This window comes from Lysinibacillus parviboronicapiens, from assembly GCF_003049605.2.
Classification (GTDB): Bacteria; Bacillota; Bacilli; order Bacillales_A; family Planococcaceae; genus Lysinibacillus; species Lysinibacillus parviboronicapiens.
The window spans coordinates 275,339-293,521 of the sequence record NZ_CP073713.1 but is presented as its reverse complement, the minus strand read 5'-3'; the positions used below and the strand labels follow the sequence as shown (position 1 = coordinate 293,521).

The window sequence follows — 18,183 nt, the reverse complement described above, 5'->3', positions numbered from 1 at the left end:
CAAGCTTCAATTTTTCTGCTCTTAACGCTTACGGGGTTAGCTGTCGGATTCGGGCCATGAGTAGCCCTACTCTTCAGTAATAAAGAGATTCACCCCAAGGATTGCCTATACAATCCACGAAATTGGTTCCCCCGCGTCTATTTGCTTCAGCGATTTAGAAATTTGAAACTTTTATAATGATGTCATATTACGCTTGTCAATTGAAAAAGTAAAGGTGAAAAGTATAGGTATTGTATATTTTTTTAAGATAGCTTATCAGTACCTTAGCCAACAAAGAGGGCTGAACGATTTCCATCCCCTTCTTAACGTAAAAAACTACCTTAAAAGTATACACTCACTTTTAAGGTAGCTGTCCGATTTTAATCTTCAATATCTTGTTCAAAACTCACAATTTCGCCTGTCAAAGCATTGATGTCTATTTCATATTCAAGCTGTCCGTCTACGATTTCAATTTCATAAACGCCATCATCCATCTTGATTTTTGTCACTGTACCCTTTGCCTTCGTTAAAGCTTTTTCTATTGCCTGCTCTTTTGTTATTGTAGTTGCTGTAGTGTTAGTCGTAGCTTGGAGATTTCCCCCCATATCGTCATCTAAATCATCATTGTCTAATCGTTCTTTCTTTTGCTTCAACAACTTTCCTGTAACGGCATCGAATTTCAAGTCATATTCTTCCGTTTCAGTGCGAACCTCTACTTCGTATACAGAATTGTAACGATTCTTTTCGAATTCGATGTCTGACACCGTACCATTTACTACTGATAATGCCTTTTTCTCAATTTCTTGCATTGTTAGAATCTTTTTCTCTTGTGCATTCCCTGTTAATAAAGATGTCGAGCCAATTACCGCACCAATGCCAAGGACACCAACTATTGCCGGAATTATAACGATCTTTTTCATATCCATCTCTCCTTTGTTTTATCTATCCTTAGCTTATCAAGTAAAGATGATAGGACAATAAGAGAAAGATTAGAATTTCATGAGAAGACCTTTTTCTTTATATCAGCTCTTTAATGATCGTTGTCCCAAGTAACTGACAACACTTTACCAGAAACTGCATGTATTTGAAAAACAGCCTCATCCTTGTCGGTTTCGATTTCCACTAAGTAATAACCGCCATCTTCTGTTTTCTCATAATCAACCGAATCAACTTCGCCATTTAGCTGCTGTAAGGCAATTTGAATCGCCTGCTGCTTGGAAATTACACTTGTTCCTTCATCAGGCTCTGTCGCCTGCTGCACCTCTACCTCTGTTAATACCTTTCCAGTATAAGCATCAAGCGTAAGCTTTTTCACCATATCTTCTTTCTTAATTTGCACCATATAGGTAGTGTCAGTTAAGGTTACACTGTCTATCACACCAGGAGTATGGGCTAATGCTCTTGGCCGAATTTCTTGCTCTGTGAGCAGTTTATTAGCGGGCTTTTTAATTTTTAAATTACTTACCTGTTGTGTATGCTGATTCAACTCAATAGCATAGGTAGCACCACCTCGGAAAAAAACTATTTCGTAGTTCTCTCCTCTTTTCTTAATATGCTCCACTTGTCCATTATAAAGCTCTTCGATACGTGAAATTGCCTCTGCTTCTCCTAGCGGTTTATCGCGAAAGAAACGATCTTGCAGAAACCATAGTGAAAAACTGCATAAAATGATCATTATCGAAACTGGAATCGTCCATTTTTTCATCATTGCTCCTCCTTCGGCACGTGCAGTGTAAAGGAAGAACCCTTCCCAACTATACTTTTGACCTCAATTGTAATAGCTAGCTGATCGGCAAGCTCCTGCGCAATAGCTAGCCCTAAACCTGTACCTCCAGTTTTTCGATTGCGGTCCTCTGCTACTCGATAAAAGCGCTCAAATAAATGTGGGATATGTGCTTCTGGAATACCGATACCAAAATCCTGAATGGTGATAAGGACATGGCTTGGGGTTTCTGTTGCACGTAACTGTACCTCACCATCGCTGTATTTGCGCGCATTATCAAGCAAAATGAAAAGAAGTTGCTTCACTATTTTCTCATCACTATAAATATATTTGGGCATCTCTGTATCAACAATAAATGAGCGATGATACGCTTGTTGCATTTGTGACGCAGCCTTTTTTAGTAACGGATTAAGCTCTAATTGTACATAATGCACAGCAAGGTGCTCTTTGTTTTTCGCTAAATCTAATAATTGTAGCACCATTTCATGCATACGCGCGGATTCATTTACAATCGCTTGGAGAGATTCTTGTGCGACTTCTTTATTGTCAAAACCTCTACGTAACAGTAATTTTGCATAGCTTTCAATAACTGTAATAGGTGTTTTTAACTCGTGTGAAGCATTCGAGACAAACTGCTGTTGTTTTTGGTAGTGCTGTTCAAGCTTTTCCATCATGCCATTAAATGTATAGCTAATTTCAGTAAGCTCATCACGATTTTTATCGAGGATTTCAATTTTTTCATATGTCCCTGTCTCAGCGCTTTTTTTCATTGTCTGACTTAATCGTTCAAGCGGCTGTAAAATCAAATTACTAAGCGCAAGGCTCGCTAAAAAGATAGGAATCATTGCCACCAGTGTTACCACGACTAAAATGATTTTAAGTAGGCCCATCATGTTAGCTACTTCTTCCATTGACTGCATTAACTCAACTTGTACTACAGTCCCATCAGTCCAAATTACAGGCATATCATACGTAATGTAAGGTACGTCCGGCATATTTAGTGTCGTTTGTACCTTCATCTTCAACTGCTCTCCATCATAGATATAAACAGCTCCGTCCGTTGGCATATATGCGCGTAAAACCTGCTGCAAATTGCTTTGTTCATCTAGTTGACTGAGTGCGGTACTGAGCTCATCTGCACGCTGCTGTAGCTGCTTTTCTTCAGTATTATCAGCAAGTTTCTCATATAAAAAGTAAATGCCACTGTTAGTCGCTACTAAAATCACCAACATCAATAGCGTTGTGAGCAGATGGATTTTTGTTTTAAGTCTCATGCTTGTGCTCCTTTAGCACATACCCAACACCGCGCACCGTATGGATTATTGGCTCATTGCTAGCAGTTTCAAGCTTGTGACGTACATAACGAATATAGACATCTACAACATTCGTATCACCGTAATAATCGTAGCCCCATACAGCCTCTAAAATCTGCTCCCGCGTTAGTACTTGCTTAGGGTGCTTCAGTAAATATAAAAGTAGGTCATACTCACGTGGTGTTAGTTGTACATTGTTACCGTAATAAACAACCTCTCTTGTTTGTTCATCGATAGATAACTGTCCATACAGTTGTGCTACTTCTTGGCCATTAATTTTTTGTGAAAATCTTAATGCTGTCCGAATACGAGCGAGTAATTCTTCAATTTCAAATGGCTTTGTTATATAATCATTCGCCCCCAAGTCCAGGCCCTTTACCTTATCCTCAACATCACTTTTAGCTGTAAGCATAATAACAGGTGTTTGCAACTCTGTTGCACGAATACGCTTTAGTACATCAATCCCGCTCATCTCCGGCAACATGACATCCAGAAGGATCAAGTCCCATTGTTGTTCACGATATTTCAGCAAGCCGTCCGTTCCCGTATGAGCCATTTCTGCCTCATAACCCTCAAATTGAAGCTCTAATTGCAATACACGAGCAATGCTTTCTTCGTCTTCTATAATTAATATTCGATTCGTCATGTGGTGTCATTCCTCACCGTTTTCTTTTCATCGTAAACTACATTGGGTGTCAAAGTCTAATTAGAAAATGATGAGAACAGTGAAGAACAGTGACATCAAAACATGTCATCCTTAAACACCTTAGAGTAAAACATAGAAATCCCCCGCTAGGACTGCAACATCTACCTTAGGAAGAGAGGTACCTTAGAGCAATGAAACTTTGCTGTCATCTAATTTTTTTTTTAGAAATGAGCAAACAACTTCACATTTATCAGTTCTAGCTATAGAATAGTAGTATATTATCTTTCCTTAGGGAAACTTTATTTCTTTTGAGATACTTTTTGAAACGAGGGAACGTTATGGTTTATAAACGCAATATTAAGCCGACAGCTGAGGCGGTTTTAGATGGCGATATTAAAGGTTGGAGACGCATTCTCCCCTTCCTTGGCCCAGCCTTCATCGCAGCTGTTGCCTATATAGATCCTGGCAACTTTGCAACAAATATTACGGCTGGCTCACAGTACGGTTATTTACTTCTGTGGGTCATCGCATTTTCAAATTTAATGGCTGTACTCATTCAATCATTATCAGCAAAATTAGGCATAGCGACTGGAAAGAATTTACCGGAAGTCTCACGTGAGCACTTTTCTAAAAAAACATCAATCTTTCTATGGATACAAGCTGAATTGGTTATCATCGCAACTGATCTTGCGGAGTTCATTGGAGCAGCACTCGGCCTTTACTTATTGTTTAACATTCCGATGCTTCCAGCCGCACTTATTACCGCAGTCGGGTCATTTGCTATTCTAGAATTACAACGTAGAGGTTTTAAAGCATTTGAGGCAGGTATTTCTGGTATGGTGTTAATTGTCGTATTAGCATTCGCTTTCCAAACATTTTTAGCGCAACCGAATTGGGGCGATGTAGCAATAGGAATTTTTACACCACAATTTGAAGGTGTTGACTCTCTATTACTTGCAACAGGTATTTTAGGCGCGACGGTTATGCCACACGCTATTTATTTACATTCTTCATTAACACAAAGCCGTGTTGTTGGGCGAAATGACGGGGAAAAACGCAGAATTTTCCGCTTTGAGTTTATCGATATTGTCATTGCGATGGTTATTGCTGGTGCGATTAATATGAGTATGTTAATCATTGCAGCAGCTGTGTTCCATACACAAGGATTAGTAGTAGAGGATTTAGATATAGCCTATAACGGATTACGTGATGCACTTGGCCCGATGGCAGCAGTCTCCTTTGGGCTTGGGCTTCTCATTGCAGGGCTGGCAAGTTCTTCTGTCGGGACATTAGCAGGGGACGTAGTTATGCAGGGCTTTATTCGAAGAAAAATTCCATTGTACTTACGCCGAGCAATTACTATGATTCCCCCAATTGCCATTATTGCATCTGGCGTCAATGCTACTTATGCACTTGTGCTAAGTCAAGTCATTCTATCATTTGGTATTGCTTTTGCTCTTGTGCCTCTTGTCATGTTTACAAGTAAAAGAGACATTATGGGCAGTCTTGTCAATCATCGTGTAACAACTGGACTAGGTTGGATTGTGGTAGTAATAGTTGTTGCGCTAAATATTTATTTATTATGGGAAACTATATTTGCATAAAAAAATGCCAGAAACTCTAACAAAGTAACATTGTTAAAGTTCCTGGCTCAGGGGCTATTATGTTAAATTGTCAGAATTGTTTGGGTGCCAGGCACCTTAAACATCTACACTTTCAATATTTCGAATGGATAAGTAGGCAATGATAATACCGATGATTGCTAATGTTATCGGGATAACTATAATGTCATTTAAAGAAAAGTTACCCGTATTAGAGGATACGACCATGACAATTAATAAGGATGAAAGTATTGTTGTTGGAATCGAATATTTTTTCATACCAAAGTACAAAGGGATTAGAGACATTCCTGTTGCTGCAATAGCGTTCATAAACATGGAAGGGATTTGTTGCATAATCACTGTCGTTGTTAACGTATCTGGGATTAATTGATAGGTCGTACTAACCAAACAAAATATAGTAGTAATAAATACATTAGAAACAATAATAGCAACGAATGTAAATATAATGACAATTGCAAGCTTGGCGGCAATCAATTTTTTTCTCTTTATCGGATACATAAATGCTGTAGTGATTGTTCGATTTTTATATTCTCCAATAATCAGTTTGGCAATTAATGTAGCAGCAAAGACAATAAATACACCTCTTACAAAAGAGTCAATGACAGTTAGTGCTATCTGATAGTTTTCGATAGCACTATCTTCTTCTATTTTCGAGATAAACAGGATCATAAACATAAAACCTGCTATGACGAAATTTGCAATGATAGCTGCTTTTACATAGGAGCCTAACTGATACTTCTTCATCTCTAAACGCATTAAATTAAGCACTTACTACACCCCCATTAATTATTTTTAAGAAATAATCTTCTAATGAGCTTGTTTTCTTGCTAATTCCTTCAATATCAATATCATGTTCAATGAATGTTTTTGAAATATCCTTTTGAGAAGTGGACGTTTCATAAATCCGAATACAATGCCCATCAATTAGTTTAAAGTTTGTTATCTTTAATTTATTCTCTAAAATGAAAGCAGCTTTCTTCCCATCACTCACAAACATTTCAATATACTCTGTTTGGCTACGGTTGACATTATCCATTGATACCTCTGTTATTAATCTACCATTATTAATTACACCAATCGTGTCAGCTAATTGTTCAATTTCTCCTAAAATGTGACTAGAAACTATAATTGTTATGCCATATTCTTTACAAAGCATCATGAATAACTCACGAAGCTCCTTAATTCCAATTGGATCAAGACCGTTAATTGGCTCATCCAAGATAAGTAATTCTGGTTTTGTAATAATTGCTCGTGCAATGCCCAATCGCTGTTTCATACCAAGTGAAAAGTCTTTTACACGTTTCTTATCCGTATTTGTTAGCTTTACTAAATCAAGTACATGACTAATTTCATTTTTATTGTAATAACCCATATATTCACAATGCAGTTCCAAGGTTTCCCTAGCCGTTAATTTCTCGTAGAAAATTGGATATTCTATAATAGTTCCCATCCTTTTTAGCACTTCGTAGGATTGATCTGTTAATTTTTCACCAAAAATTTCGATATCCCCACTTGTTGGCTTAATAAGGTTTGTTAACATTTTCATTACTGTCGTTTTCCCTGCACCATTGGGACCCAAAAAACCGTATATCTCCCCCTTCTTCACATGCAAATTGACATTCGCTACAACTTCATTACCCTCATATACTTTTGTAAGCTGATTAGTCTTTACAATATAAGTCATTTTTAAATCCCCCCTAAGTATGTGTCTTTCTTTATTATAAAAAGTAAAACTCTCTATTTTATTACTCAATTCTTACTTATTTCTTAAATGCAGAAGAAAAGCCTGTAGAGCATTATCAGCTCTACAAGCAGAGTTGCTTAATATGTCATTCTTTTTAAAGAAACAGTAAAAATTGTTTTCTCATAGGGGATACTTGAAAGATGAATGGAGCCATTCATTATTTCTACAAGTCGCTTCGTTATCGTTAAGCCAAGCCCACTCCCTTGAAATGATTTATTTCTTGAATCTTCAAGTGTATACATTCTTTCAAAAACATAATCAGCTTGGTATTCATTGATCCCCTCCCCACGATCCCAAACGTCTATATAAATATTTGCACTATCCTTTCTTACAACTATTCCAATCATATTTCCTTCTGCGCCATAAGCAAGTGCATTGGACAGTAAATTGTTCAATATTCTATCTAGCGCTTCCTCATTACCAAGTGCAAAAATCGGTTTTTCTGGAATATCAATGTCAATTTCTAGCCCCTTTGACGTCACTAAATCGTATAATGAGAGGATATTTTTTCTACATATTTCACTTACATTTATTTTGGTTATAGGATAATCGGTATCGCCCGCTTCAATTTTAGCAAGATCGAAAAAGGAATGAATAATGCTCAATACCTCCAGTGTTTTTGTATGAACACCTGCCAGCAATCTTTGCCGCTCGTCATTGCTGATTGGCTTGTCTAGTTGAAGTATCTCAATATAGCCTAGGACTACTGTCAGTGGTGTTTTGAGATCATGTGAAATATTAGCAAGCATCTTTTTCATAGAACCTTCCATTTTTCGATGCGTGGCCAATATTCTTTGATTATGATTAAGTAATGTATTCATGGCATTCAGTAATTGCTTTATTTCACCATTCGTCGTCGAAACTAAAATTTTCTCATTTGTTTGTTCTGTCATTATTGATTGCAGCTTATTATGCATGTAATAAATAGTAGCATTTTGTTTTTTCTTTTCTTTGACCTGAAAACCAATAATCCCAATGAGTAATACAATAATCATAGATAACAACAAAACCATACAATCAACCTTCTAACTTATAGCCAATTCCCCATAATGTCTTAATATATTGGGGATTGGATGGATCATCTTCAATTTTTTCTCGTAGCCTTCTTATATGGACATTGATAATATTTTCATCACCATAATATTCATCATTCCAAATCTGCTGATAGATTTGCTGCTTTGTAAATACTCGATTACGATTTGTGGCAAACAGCTTTAAAATTCCAAACTCCTTTGAGGTAAGTTTTACTATTTGCTGATTTTTTTCAACTGAAAAATTAGTTACATTAATTGATAAATCACCGACGATTAATACATCTTGCTTTTCTTCAATCTGATTCGAATACTTGGTCGCTCGTCTAATCGCCGCTTTTACCCTCGCTGAAAACTCCAACATTGAAAACGGCTTTGCAATATAATCGTCTGCTCCCAACCCTAATCCTAGCGCTTTATCGACATCACTATCTTTTGCAGACATAATAATAATTGGAAGTGCCTCTTGCTGACGAATAATCTTTAAAACTTCTAATCCATCAAGTTTTGGTATCATAATATCCAAAATGACTAAATCAAACGAAGTACTTAAACATTGTTGTACAGCTTCTTCACCATTTGAAACAGAGGAAACGAGAAATCCCTCCATCAATAAAAATTTTTCCACCATTTCTTGGATGGCTTCATCGTCTTCTACTAGTAATATATGTTTTTGCATAATGTGCACCTCTTCTCTTCTTAAGAGAAACTTTTTATGTATAATAAACAGATCATATCTAAACAAATGTCTATTTAACCTTCCGTATCTATAATACCTTACCATATTAAAGAAATTTAGGATTATTTTATTTACTACCAAAAAAGCTATCCTATTAGCCATTTTACAATGACTTACAGGATAGCTCCATTAGCTATTTTTCCACGTTCAAATCACAATCCTTAAGTGGAATCATTTTCGTTTTATTTTTTACTTTAAAGCCAATCCATAATGCTAAAAACAGCGGTATTCCAATATATGAAACCAGTATGCCATACCAGTCAATTGTTTCACCTGTAAAGGCTGTGTAGTTTTGACCGACTACAACAATCATACACACTGTAAAGGCAAAAATCGGACCAAATGGATATAGCTTCGCTTTATAGGGTAGTAATTTCGAATCTAGACCTTGAGCCTCGAAAGCTCTACGGAAACGGTAGTGGCTATAGGCGATACCGAGCCATGCGATAAAGCCTGACATACCCGAGGCATTAAGCAGCCATATATAGACAACCCCATCACCAAAAAAGGACGCTAGAAACGCAAGACTGCCTACTGCTAATGTCGCCATTAAAGCATAAATTGGTATTCCACGGCGACTTAACTTCATGAAGACTTTCGGTGCATGTCCATCAACAGCTAATTGCCATAGCATACGCGATGACGCATAGAGCCCTGAATTTCCCGCTGAAAGCATAGCTGTTAAAATAATGGCATTCATCAGTGAAGCTGCAAAGGCGATACCTAATCGATCAAATACTAGTGTAAATGGAGAGACTGCAATGTCTTCAGATAGTAAACGTGCATCTGTAAACGGAATAAGCATCCCAATGGCTGCAATCGCTAAAATATAGAATAAAATAATACGCCAGAACACAGATTTCACTGCTTTAGGAATATTTTTCCCTGGGTCATCTGTTTCCCCAGCCGTAATACCAAGTAGCTCTGTCCCTTGGAACGAGAATCCCGCTGCTAAGAAAATACCAAATGTAGCAAGGAAGCCACCATGGAAAGGCCCATCACTAATGAAGAAATTCGTGAAGCCGACGGGTGCTTGCCCGCCCAAAATACCAAATATCATCAGAATACTGACAATAATGAAGATAATAACCGTTGCAACCTTTATCATTGCAAACCAATATTCACTCTCACCGTAGCTTTTTACTGATAGAAGATTAAATGATAGTACTATAGCAATAAACAATACTGTCCAAAGTGCTGACGAGCTATCTGGGAACCAGTATTTCATGATTAGTGAGACAGCCGCAATTTCTGCTGCGATCGTAATGGCCCAGTTATACCAGTAATTCCAACCAAGTGCAAAACCTAGTGCTGGATCTACAAATTTACTGGCATACGTACTAAACGAACCCGAGGATGGCATGTAGGCAGCCATTTCCCCTAGGCTTGTCATTAAAAAATACACCATAATACCGATTAAGGCGTAAGCAAGTAGTGCGCCACCAGGGCCTGCCTGTGCAATGGCACCACCACTTGCCAAAAATAGTCCAGTACCAATTGTGCCGCCTAGCGAAATCATTGTTATATGACGACTTTTTAATTCTTTTTTTAGCTTTGGCGGTTTATGTCCAAGCTGATTAACTTTTATTTCACTCACGTTAAAGCTTCCTTCCTTTTATAAGAGGTACTCATATTCACCTCGACGTAATTGTACCCATTGTGTTCACACATCATAACATTGGCGAATTAGGTACAGTAAAATGCGTACCTATCAGTCAGCGGAGATTCTACTTTAGTCAGTAGGTAATCACATACCTACCGTAAAGAAATAAAAAACGCCATCACATAAACGTATGAACGTTGTGATGGCTAAGTTAATCCCCAGTTCTTTCAAATGATAGCGCAACACGTCATTCCAACGTGACAGTTCTGTTCCTTTCGGAAACAGCCCCAGCATGAGGTTTTCAAGTCCCCTCACACTTCGGCGGTATTTCCTTTCAGCTAACATCTTTAATGCTTGTCATTTCCGTTAGCATACTTATAAACACCGCGACCTCTACCTCAATACAAACATGAGGCATATAATTATTAAATTTATGATGTTACTCAGTTTATCATACGACCTTAGACATTTCAATAACAATAGTAGTATTCAATATTTTAAGAATTTTCTACTATTTTTAATAACGTGGTAAAGTGGTATAGTTGTTCGAATTATTATTGTTTTAATTCAAGGAGGACTTATTTTGGCAACTAATGAACATGCTACTTATCCTAGCAAAAAAATTAGCTGGAAGGGAAAAACGCTATTACTTGTCATTGGTGTTATTTTTATAGCTTCTACACTACGGATGCCACTAACTGTCGTTGGTCCAATTATTTCCTTCATTCGTGAAGGCCTTGGCATTTCCAACGTACTCGCCGGCTTTTTGACAACAATTCCATTACTAGCGTTTGCGATTATATCACCATTTGCCCCAGTCATTGCACGCAAATTAGGTTTAGAATTGACATTGTTTTTATCAACAATTTTATTAGCATTTGGCATTATCACTCGATCCCTTGGTACAACTGCACTACTCGTTCTCGGAACCGTACTAATTGGGGTTGCGATTTCTTTTGGTAATGTGCTTATACCAGGTTTACTGAAACTGAAATTTCCTTACCACGTCGGTTTACTAATGGCATTCTTCACAGTGTCTATGAACCTGTCAGCAGGTGTAGGGGCTGGTGTTAGTTATCCAGTAGCCAATTCTTTTCTTGGTTGGCAAGGAGCTCTCGCAATAGCTCTTATTCTAGTTGTCTTTACCATTATAGTTTGGATACCACAATTAAAATCGAATAAACCTGAAGTTGCTTTCGTATCTACGAAAGCGCGTATACCATTATGGAAATCACCGGTAACTTGGGCTGTAACGGGGGCAATGGGGTTACAATCACTCATATTTTATACAACGGCGGCATGGATACCTGAAATTTATATTGCCCAAGGACTCGCTGCCGATCGTGCTGGCTGGATGTTTTCAACAATGCAGTTTTCACAGATACCTATGGCGCTAGTTGTACCTATTATTGCAAGCAAAATGAAATCCCAACGTCCTCTTGTCATAATTTTTACAGTGTTTTATGTTATTGGCTTTATTGGTTTAGTAATGGAATGGACAAGTCTTGCAGTTCTTTGGATGATGCTTCTTGGCTTAGCCGGGGGAGCTTCATTTGCGTTAGCCATGATGTTTTTCACTCTACGTACACGCACGGCCTACGAAGCAGCTGATTTATCTGGCTTTGCACAATCTATTGGTTATTTACTAGCAGCAGTTGGACCAATCTTATTTGGTTATCTGCATGATTTATTTGGAGGCTGGAACATCGCTGGCTGGCTCTTCGTTGTGGTGGCATTACTACTCTTCTTCTGCTCTATGAGAGCATCTAAGAATGAATATGTGAATTAAATAAAAAAGGCAGCTCATGTGCTTGTGATGTGCTGCCTGTTCTATTCAGTAAGGGGGCTTCTGATAAAAATAGTTTGGCGTATTGTAAACATTGACGAAAGGCTTATGAAAGATATGTGTTGCAGCGGGCGATAGTGGCGGAAGTAGCCATGCCCAGTTACCTGTTAGCTCTCGTCCTGCCTTCTCTTCTGCTTCTTCAAATAGCTTAAACTGTTGTGCTGCCGTGTGATGATCCACTATGCTAACGCCGTCTTCTTTAAAGGAATGCAGCACTGCAATATTCAACTCAACTAATGCACGATCTCTCCATAGTGATACCTGCTTTGTCATATCCAACCCAAATATTTCTGCTATTGCTGGTAGCATGTTATAGCGATCGTGATCGGCTAAATTGCGTGCACCAATCTCTGTGCCCATATACCAGCCATTAAATGGTGCCGCTTGAAAATCAATTCCTGCCATCTGAAAGCGCATGCTCGATATAATTGGTACAGCATACCATTTTAAGTCAAGCGCCTCGACCTTTGAATATTGTGGATGACGAATAGGGACTTCTAAAATATATTCAGGTGGGATTGTAAATAATTGTGGTGTTCGCTGATCTACTTGCACAATCAGGGGCAATACATCAAACGCTGTTCCCTCACCTTGCCAGCCTAGCGATTTGCATATTTTTGTGAAAGCGATAGAATGTGAATCACCAACGATTCCCTCTTGCGTTTCATAGCCTGCATAACGAATAAGCTGATGATTCCATATACGCACACGTTCTGGTGCAAACACCGTAATTGTCGGACGGATTTTCCCATCATTTGTTGCATACTGAATATGTGCCAGCAAAGTTTCAAAAATGGACTGCTCATCTAAGATATCACGTGCATCAACAACATGTAGCGATTGCCAAAATAAACGACCAATGCATTTATTACTGTTACGCCATGCTACCCGTGCTCCAAAAACTAATTCTTCTGTTGTCGGGTTATACTCCCCTTCAGATTCCACCTGTTGTAATCTATTTGCCAGCCATGTTTCGGACTCATTTTGTTCTGATTGATAAAGTGCTAAAAACCGCTGTACCTCTAGTAAATTCATGTCGATTTCCTCCATCTATTCTCATATTAGAACAATGGCACAGGATTCACCATGAAAAAATCTACTAGAAAACATACATATTGCATATATGAAATACTTTGTTCAAATTTAAGCTCATACTTTTTTCAATTATATTTTTGCCACTATAAAATCTTAGACTTTATCTCCATTAAAGAATGATGAAAAAGATTGTTATACCCCTCTACAATCTATAACTGTAGGCGTAAACTCACGTAGGACACAAAAAAATCAAAAAAAAGCATATAGCAACAACATGCTACATGCTTGATGACCCCTACGGGATTCGAACCCGTGTTACCGCCGTGAAAGGGCGGTGTCTTAACCGCTTGACCAAGGGGCCATGGCTCCGAAGGCAGGACTCGAACCTGCGACAACCTGATTAACAGTCAGGTGCTACTACCAACTGAGCTACTTCGGAATAATGGTGGGCCTAAATGGACTCGAACCATCGACCTCACGCTTATCAGGCGTGCGCTCTAACCAGCTGAGCTATAGGCCCATTTTGGAGCGGGTGATGAGAATCGAACTCACGACATCAGCTTGGAAGGCTGAGGTTTTACCATTAAACTACACCCGCATATATGGTGGGTCAGGACGGAATCGAACCGCCGACACTTAGAGCTTCAATCTAATGCTCTACCAACTGAGCTACTGACCCATACGTTCCATGCTAAGCTGCAAATATCTTTATCAGCCAGTCTCGTTTATTCAGTCACGTACTTAAGTACGCTCCTTCATGCACTCGTTTGCTTCTTCAATCTTTTTGCTTATCATGAATCTCTTATTATAAAAATGGCGGTCCCGACCGGGATCGAACCGGCGATCTCCTGCGTGACAGGCAGGCATGTTAACCGCTACACCACGGGACCATTTGGTTGCGGGGGCCGGATTTGAACCAACGACCTTCGGGTTATGAGCCCGACGAGCTACCACTGCTCCACCCCGCGATAATATGAATCGTTATAAATAACATGATGATACGCTTAATGTAAGATGACGTCTTCCACGCTTTGCTTGCGTCGACGTTAATCGCAATATTCGTATTGCGATTTGCTCCACCCCACGACAATATTATTTATACCGAGCTTTTAGAACACCATTTATAAAATATAAACTGGAGGAGGTAGAGGGATTCGAACCCCCGCGCGGTGTTACCCGCCTGTCGGTTTTCAAGACCGATCCCTTCAGCCAGACTTGGGTATACCTCCGTAACAATATATAAATGGTGGATTTTGTAGACCTGAACCTTTTTATAATAAATCAAAATTCATTGGCTTACAACTTGCAATATTCTAAAATGGGGCGACTGATGGGAATCGAACCCACGAATGCCTGAACCACAATCAGGTGCGTTAACCACTTCGCCACAACCGCCATGAAATTAATTGGCAGGGGCAGTAGGAATCGAACCCACACCAAAGGTTTTGGAGACCTCTATTCTACCGTTGAACTATGCCCCTATGAATTAAAAACTGGTGGAGGGGGACGGATTCGAACCGCCGAACCCTAAGGAGCGGATTTACAGTCCGCCGCGTTTAGCCACTTCGCTACCCCTCCGGCAATACATGGTGCCGGCGATAGGAGTCGAACCCACGACCTACTGATTACAAGTCAGTTGCTCTACCAACTGAGCTACACCGGCAAAAATGGTGGAGGATGACGGGCTCGAACCGCCGACCCTCTGCTTGTAAGGCAGATGCTCTCCCAGCTGAGCTAATCCTCCACATAAAAAATAAGCGAAGCGACGTCCTACTCTCGCAGGGGGAAGCCCCCAACTACCATCGGCGCTAAAGAGCTTAACTTCCGTGTTCGGTATGGGAACGGGTGTGACCTCTTTGCCATCATCACTTCACTTATTTAGTTAAAAGAACTTATTCTTTCAAAACTGGATAAACGGTGCATTGAATGTTTCAAACATTTTGGTTAAGTCCTCGATCGATTAGTATTCGTCAGCTCCATGTGTCACCACACTTCCACCTCGAACCTATCTACCTCATCGTCTTTGAGGGATCTTACTTACTTGCGTAATGGGAAATCTCATCTTGAGGGGGGCTTCATGCTTAGATGCTTTCAGCACTTATCCCGTCCACACATAGCTACCCAGCGATGCCTTTGGCAAGACAACTGGTACACCAGCGGTGTGTCCATCCCGGTCCTCTCGTACTAAGGACAGCTCCTCTCAAATTTCCTACGCCCACGACGGATAGGGACCGAACTGTCTCACGACGTTCTGAACCCAGCTCGCGTACCGCTTTAATGGGCGAACAGCCCAACCCTTGGGACCGACTACAGCCCCAGGATGCGATGAGCCGACATCGAGGTGCCAAACCTCCCCGTCGATGTGGACTCTTGGGGGAGATAAGCCTGTTATCCCCGGGGTAGCTTTTATCCGTTGAGCGATGGCCCTTCCATGCGGAACCACCGGATCACTAAGCCCGTCTTTCGACCCTGCTCGACTTGTAGGTCTCGCAGTCAAGCTCCCTTGTGCCTTTACACTCTACGAATGATTTCCAACCATTCTGAGGGAACCTTTGGGCGCCTCCGTTACCTTTTAGGAGGCGACCGCCCCAGTCAAACTGTCCGCCTGACACTGTCTCCTGCCCCGCTAAGGGGCATGGGTTAGAATTTCAATACAACCAGGGTAGTATCCCACCGACGCCTCCTTCGAAGCTGGCGCTCCGAGATCTCTGGCTCCTACCTATCCTGTACAAGTTGTACCAAAATTCAATATCAGGCTACAGTAAAGCTCCACGGGGTCTTTCCGTCCTGTCGCGGGTAACCTGCATCTTCACAGGTACTATAATTTCACCGAGTCTCTCGTTGAGACAGTGCCCAGATCGTTACGCCTTTCGTGCGGGTCGGAACTTACCCGACAAGGAATTTCGCTACCTTAGGACCGTTATAGTTACGGCCGCCGTTTACTGGGGCTTCAATTCGCAGCTTCGCTTGCGCTAACCACTCCTCTTAACCTTCCAGCACCGGGCAGGCGTCAGCCCCTATACGTCACCTTACGGTTTTGCAGAGACCTGTGTTTTTGCTAAACAGTCGCCTGGGCCTATTCACTGCGGCTCTCATGCGCTTGCACGCTCAAGAGCACCCCTTCTCCCGAAGTTACGGGGTCATTTTGCCGAGTTCCTTAACGAGAGTTCTCTCGCACACCTTAGGATTCTCTCCTCGACTACCTGTGTCGGTTTGCGGTACGGGCACCTCTCACCTCGATAGAGGCTTTTCTTGGCAGTGTGAAATCAGGAACTTCGTCCTTAAAGGACTCGCCATCACAGCTCAACGTTACAGTGTGCGGATTTGCCTACACACACGCCTTACTGCTTGGACGCGCACAACCAACGGCGCGCTTACCCTATCCTACTGCGTCCCCCCATTTCTCAAACGGTGAGGAGGTGGTACAGGAATATCAACCTGTTGTCCATCGCCTACGCCTATCGGCCTCGGCTTAGGTCCCGACTAACCCTGAGCGGACGAGCCTTCCTCAGGAAACCTTAGTCATACGGTGGACGGGATTCTCACCCGTCTTTCGCTACTCATACCGGCATTCTCACTTCTAAGCGCTCCACCAGTCCTTCCGGTCTGACTTCAACGCACTTAGAACGCTCTCCTACCACTGACATCGTAGATGTCAATCCACAGCTTCGGTGAATCGTTTAGCCCCGATACATTTTCGGCGCAGCGTCACTCGACCAGTGAGCTATTACGCACTCTTTAAATGATGGCTGCTTCTAAGCCAACATCCTGGTTGTCTATGCAACGCCACATCCTTTTCCACTTAACGATTACTTTGGGACCTTAGCTGGTGGTCTGGGCTGTTTCCCTTTTGACTACGGATCTTATCACTCGCAGTCTGACTCCCGTGTATAAATATCTGGCATTCGGAGTTTGTCTGAATTCGGTAAACCGGGATGGCCCCCTAGTCCAAACAGTGCTCTACCTCCAGTATTCTCATCACGAGGCTAGCCCTAAAGCTATTTCGGAGAGAACCAGCTATCTCCAGGTTCGATTGGAATTTCTCCGCTACCCACACCTCATCCCCGCACTTTTCAACGTGCGTGGGTTCGGGCCTCCAGTAAGTGTTACCTTACCTTCACCCTGGACATGGGTAGATCACCTGGTTTCGGGTCTACGACCACGTACTAATTCGCCCTATTCAGACTCGCTTTCGCTGCGGCTCCGTCTTCTAAAACTTAACCTCGCACGTAATCGTAACTCGCCGGTTCATTCTACAAAAGGCACGCTATCACCCATTAACGGGCTCTAACTACTTGTAGGCACACGGTTTCAGGATCTCTTTCACTCCCCTTCCGGGGTGCTTTTCACCTTTCCCTCACGGTACTGGTTCACTATCGGTCACTAGGTAGTATTTAGCCTTGGGAGATGGTCCTCCCAGATTCCGACGGAATTTCACGTGTTCCGCCGTACTCAGGATCCACTCAGGAGGGAATGAACTTTCGACTACAGGGCTTTTACCTGCTCTGGCGGACCTTTCCAAGTCGCTTCATCTAACTCATTCTTTTGTAACTCCGTATTGAGTGTCCTACAACCCCAAGAGGCAAGCCTCTTGGTTTGGGCTCTTCCCGTTTCGCTCGCCGCTACTCAGGGAATCGATTTTTCTTTCTCTTCCTCCAGGTACTTAGATGTTTCAGTTCCCTGGGTCTGCCTTCAAGACGCTATGTATTCACGTCAAGATACTACGCGATTAAACGTAGTGGGTTCCCCCATTCGGAAATCTCCGGATCAAAGCTCACTTACAGCTCCCCGAAGCATATCGGTGTTAGTGCCGTCCTTCTTCGGCTCCTAGTGCCAAGGCATTCGCCGTGCGCCCTTAATAACTTAACCTACGTCGGCTTCCAATACACTGCGTATTTCGTT

At 41.2% G+C, this 18,183-nt stretch carries 12 protein-coding genes, 13 tRNA genes, 2 rRNA genes and 2 riboswitches; of the genes, 2 read left to right on the top strand and 25 right to left on the bottom strand.

Going from position 1 to position 18,183, the window contains the following annotated elements:
- Window positions 1–11 precede the first annotated feature (11 nt).
- Window positions 12–162, bottom strand: a riboswitch (cyclic di-AMP (ydaO/yuaA leader).
- Window positions 163–359: 197 nt separating this feature from the next.
- The 4 genes from C9J31_RS01575 to C9J31_RS01560 all read right to left on the bottom strand — a co-directional run bounded on the left by C9J31_RS01575 (window position 360) and on the right by C9J31_RS01560 (window position 3,661).
- Window positions 360–899, bottom strand: coding sequence for a PepSY domain-containing protein (locus C9J31_RS01575; RefSeq protein WP_107924928.1), 540 nt, complete (start codon window positions 897–899; stop codon window positions 360–362).
- Between the two features lie 110 nt (window positions 900–1,009).
- Window positions 1,010–1,687 carry a PepSY domain-containing protein gene (locus tag C9J31_RS01570; RefSeq protein WP_244854857.1) on the bottom strand — a complete coding sequence of 226 codons (678 nt, stop codon included), beginning with the start codon at window positions 1,685–1,687 and terminating at the stop codon, window positions 1,010–1,012.
- On the bottom strand, window positions 1,684–2,976 hold the full coding sequence (locus C9J31_RS01565; RefSeq protein ID WP_107948556.1) for a sensor histidine kinase: 1,293 nt from the start codon (window positions 2,974–2,976) through the stop codon (window positions 1,684–1,686). The genes C9J31_RS01570 and C9J31_RS01565 overlap by 4 nt, the downstream gene beginning before the upstream one ends.
- Complete coding sequence (locus C9J31_RS01560; protein ID WP_107924925.1) at window positions 2,966–3,661, bottom strand: response regulator transcription factor; 696 nt, start codon at window positions 3,659–3,661, stop codon at window positions 2,966–2,968. The genes C9J31_RS01565 and C9J31_RS01560 overlap by 11 nt, the downstream gene beginning before the upstream one ends.
- 338 nt (window positions 3,662–3,999) lie before the next feature.
- Between C9J31_RS01560 and C9J31_RS01555 the strand changes: the two genes are divergently transcribed.
- Window positions 4,000–5,265 carry an Nramp family divalent metal transporter gene (locus C9J31_RS01555; RefSeq protein ID WP_107948558.1) on the top strand — a complete coding sequence of 422 codons (1,266 nt, stop codon included), beginning with the start codon at window positions 4,000–4,002 and terminating at the stop codon, window positions 5,263–5,265.
- A 96-nt stretch (window positions 5,266–5,361) separates the two neighbouring features.
- Here C9J31_RS01555 and C9J31_RS01550 read toward each other — a convergent pair whose 3' ends face one another.
- From C9J31_RS01550 to C9J31_RS01530, 5 genes are all read right to left on the bottom strand, one after another.
- Entirely contained in the window at window positions 5,362–6,051 is a 690-nt protein-coding gene (locus tag C9J31_RS01550) for an ABC transporter permease subunit (protein ID WP_107948560.1), read from the bottom strand.
- Window positions 6,044–6,967: an ABC transporter ATP-binding protein gene (locus C9J31_RS01545; RefSeq protein WP_107948562.1), complete on the bottom strand. Its 924-nt coding sequence runs from the start codon at window positions 6,965–6,967 to the stop codon at window positions 6,044–6,046. The genes C9J31_RS01550 and C9J31_RS01545 overlap by 8 nt, the downstream gene beginning before the upstream one ends.
- A gap of 137 nt (window positions 6,968–7,104) precedes the next feature.
- Window positions 7,105–8,040, bottom strand: coding sequence for a sensor histidine kinase (locus tag C9J31_RS01540; RefSeq protein ID WP_107948564.1), 936 nt, complete (start codon window positions 8,038–8,040; stop codon window positions 7,105–7,107).
- Window positions 8,041–8,044: 4 nt separating this feature from the next.
- The gene (locus tag C9J31_RS01535) at window positions 8,045–8,737 is read right to left on the bottom strand and encodes a response regulator transcription factor (protein WP_107948566.1); all 693 of its coding nucleotides are present in this window, start codon (window positions 8,735–8,737) and stop codon (window positions 8,045–8,047) included.
- Between the two features lie 193 nt (window positions 8,738–8,930).
- Window positions 8,931–10,394, bottom strand: coding sequence for an amino acid permease (locus C9J31_RS01530; RefSeq protein WP_107924920.1), 1,464 nt, complete (start codon window positions 10,392–10,394; stop codon window positions 8,931–8,933).
- A 233-nt stretch (window positions 10,395–10,627) separates the two neighbouring features.
- A riboswitch (Lysine riboswitch) is annotated at window positions 10,628–10,804 on the bottom strand.
- Window positions 10,805–10,983: 179 nt separating this feature from the next.
- On the opposite strand from C9J31_RS01530, the gene C9J31_RS01525 reads away from it, so the two are divergent.
- Window positions 10,984–12,189, top strand: a complete 1,206-nt coding sequence (locus C9J31_RS01525) for a CynX/NimT family MFS transporter (RefSeq protein ID WP_107948568.1) — start codon at window positions 10,984–10,986, stop codon at window positions 12,187–12,189.
- 45 nt (window positions 12,190–12,234) lie between these two features.
- Here C9J31_RS01525 and C9J31_RS01520 read toward each other — a convergent pair whose 3' ends face one another.
- The 16 genes from C9J31_RS01520 to C9J31_RS01445 form a co-directional block, all read right to left on the bottom strand.
- Window positions 12,235–13,281 carry a nitric oxide synthase oxygenase gene (locus C9J31_RS01520; RefSeq protein ID WP_107948570.1) on the bottom strand — a complete coding sequence of 349 codons (1,047 nt, stop codon included), beginning with the start codon at window positions 13,279–13,281 and terminating at the stop codon, window positions 12,235–12,237.
- Window positions 13,282–13,570: 289 nt separating this feature from the next.
- Window positions 13,571–13,642 (bottom strand) — tRNA-Glu (locus C9J31_RS01515).
- A 1-nt stretch (window position 13,643) separates the two neighbouring features.
- Window positions 13,644–13,720, bottom strand: a tRNA-Asn gene (locus C9J31_RS01510).
- Between the two features lie 4 nt (window positions 13,721–13,724).
- Window positions 13,725–13,801: transfer RNA gene (locus C9J31_RS01505), tRNA-Ile, on the bottom strand.
- 4 nt (window positions 13,802–13,805) lie between these two features.
- Window positions 13,806–13,879, bottom strand: a tRNA-Gly gene (locus tag C9J31_RS01500).
- 5 nt (window positions 13,880–13,884) lie between these two features.
- Window positions 13,885–13,960 (bottom strand) — tRNA-Phe (locus tag C9J31_RS01495).
- 135 nt (window positions 13,961–14,095) lie between these two features.
- Window positions 14,096–14,171, bottom strand: a tRNA-Asp gene (locus C9J31_RS01490).
- 3 nt (window positions 14,172–14,174) lie between these two features.
- A tRNA-Met gene (locus C9J31_RS01485) sits at window positions 14,175–14,249 on the bottom strand.
- Between the two features lie 168 nt (window positions 14,250–14,417).
- Window positions 14,418–14,510 (bottom strand) — tRNA-Ser (locus tag C9J31_RS01480).
- 90 nt (window positions 14,511–14,600) lie between these two features.
- Window positions 14,601–14,676: transfer RNA gene (locus C9J31_RS01475), tRNA-His, on the bottom strand.
- Between the two features lie 12 nt (window positions 14,677–14,688).
- Window positions 14,689–14,762 (bottom strand) — tRNA-Trp (locus C9J31_RS01470).
- A gap of 13 nt (window positions 14,763–14,775) precedes the next feature.
- Window positions 14,776–14,859 (bottom strand) — tRNA-Tyr (locus C9J31_RS01465).
- A 9-nt stretch (window positions 14,860–14,868) separates the two neighbouring features.
- Window positions 14,869–14,944, bottom strand: a tRNA-Thr gene (locus tag C9J31_RS01460).
- Window positions 14,945–14,949: 5 nt separating this feature from the next.
- A tRNA-Val gene (locus C9J31_RS01455) sits at window positions 14,950–15,025 on the bottom strand.
- 13 nt (window positions 15,026–15,038) lie between these two features.
- Window positions 15,039–15,154, bottom strand: a 5S ribosomal RNA gene (rrf, locus tag C9J31_RS01450).
- Between the two features lie 67 nt (window positions 15,155–15,221).
- Window positions 15,222–18,150, bottom strand: a 23S ribosomal RNA gene (locus C9J31_RS01445).
- Window positions 18,151–18,183 lie beyond the last annotated feature (33 nt).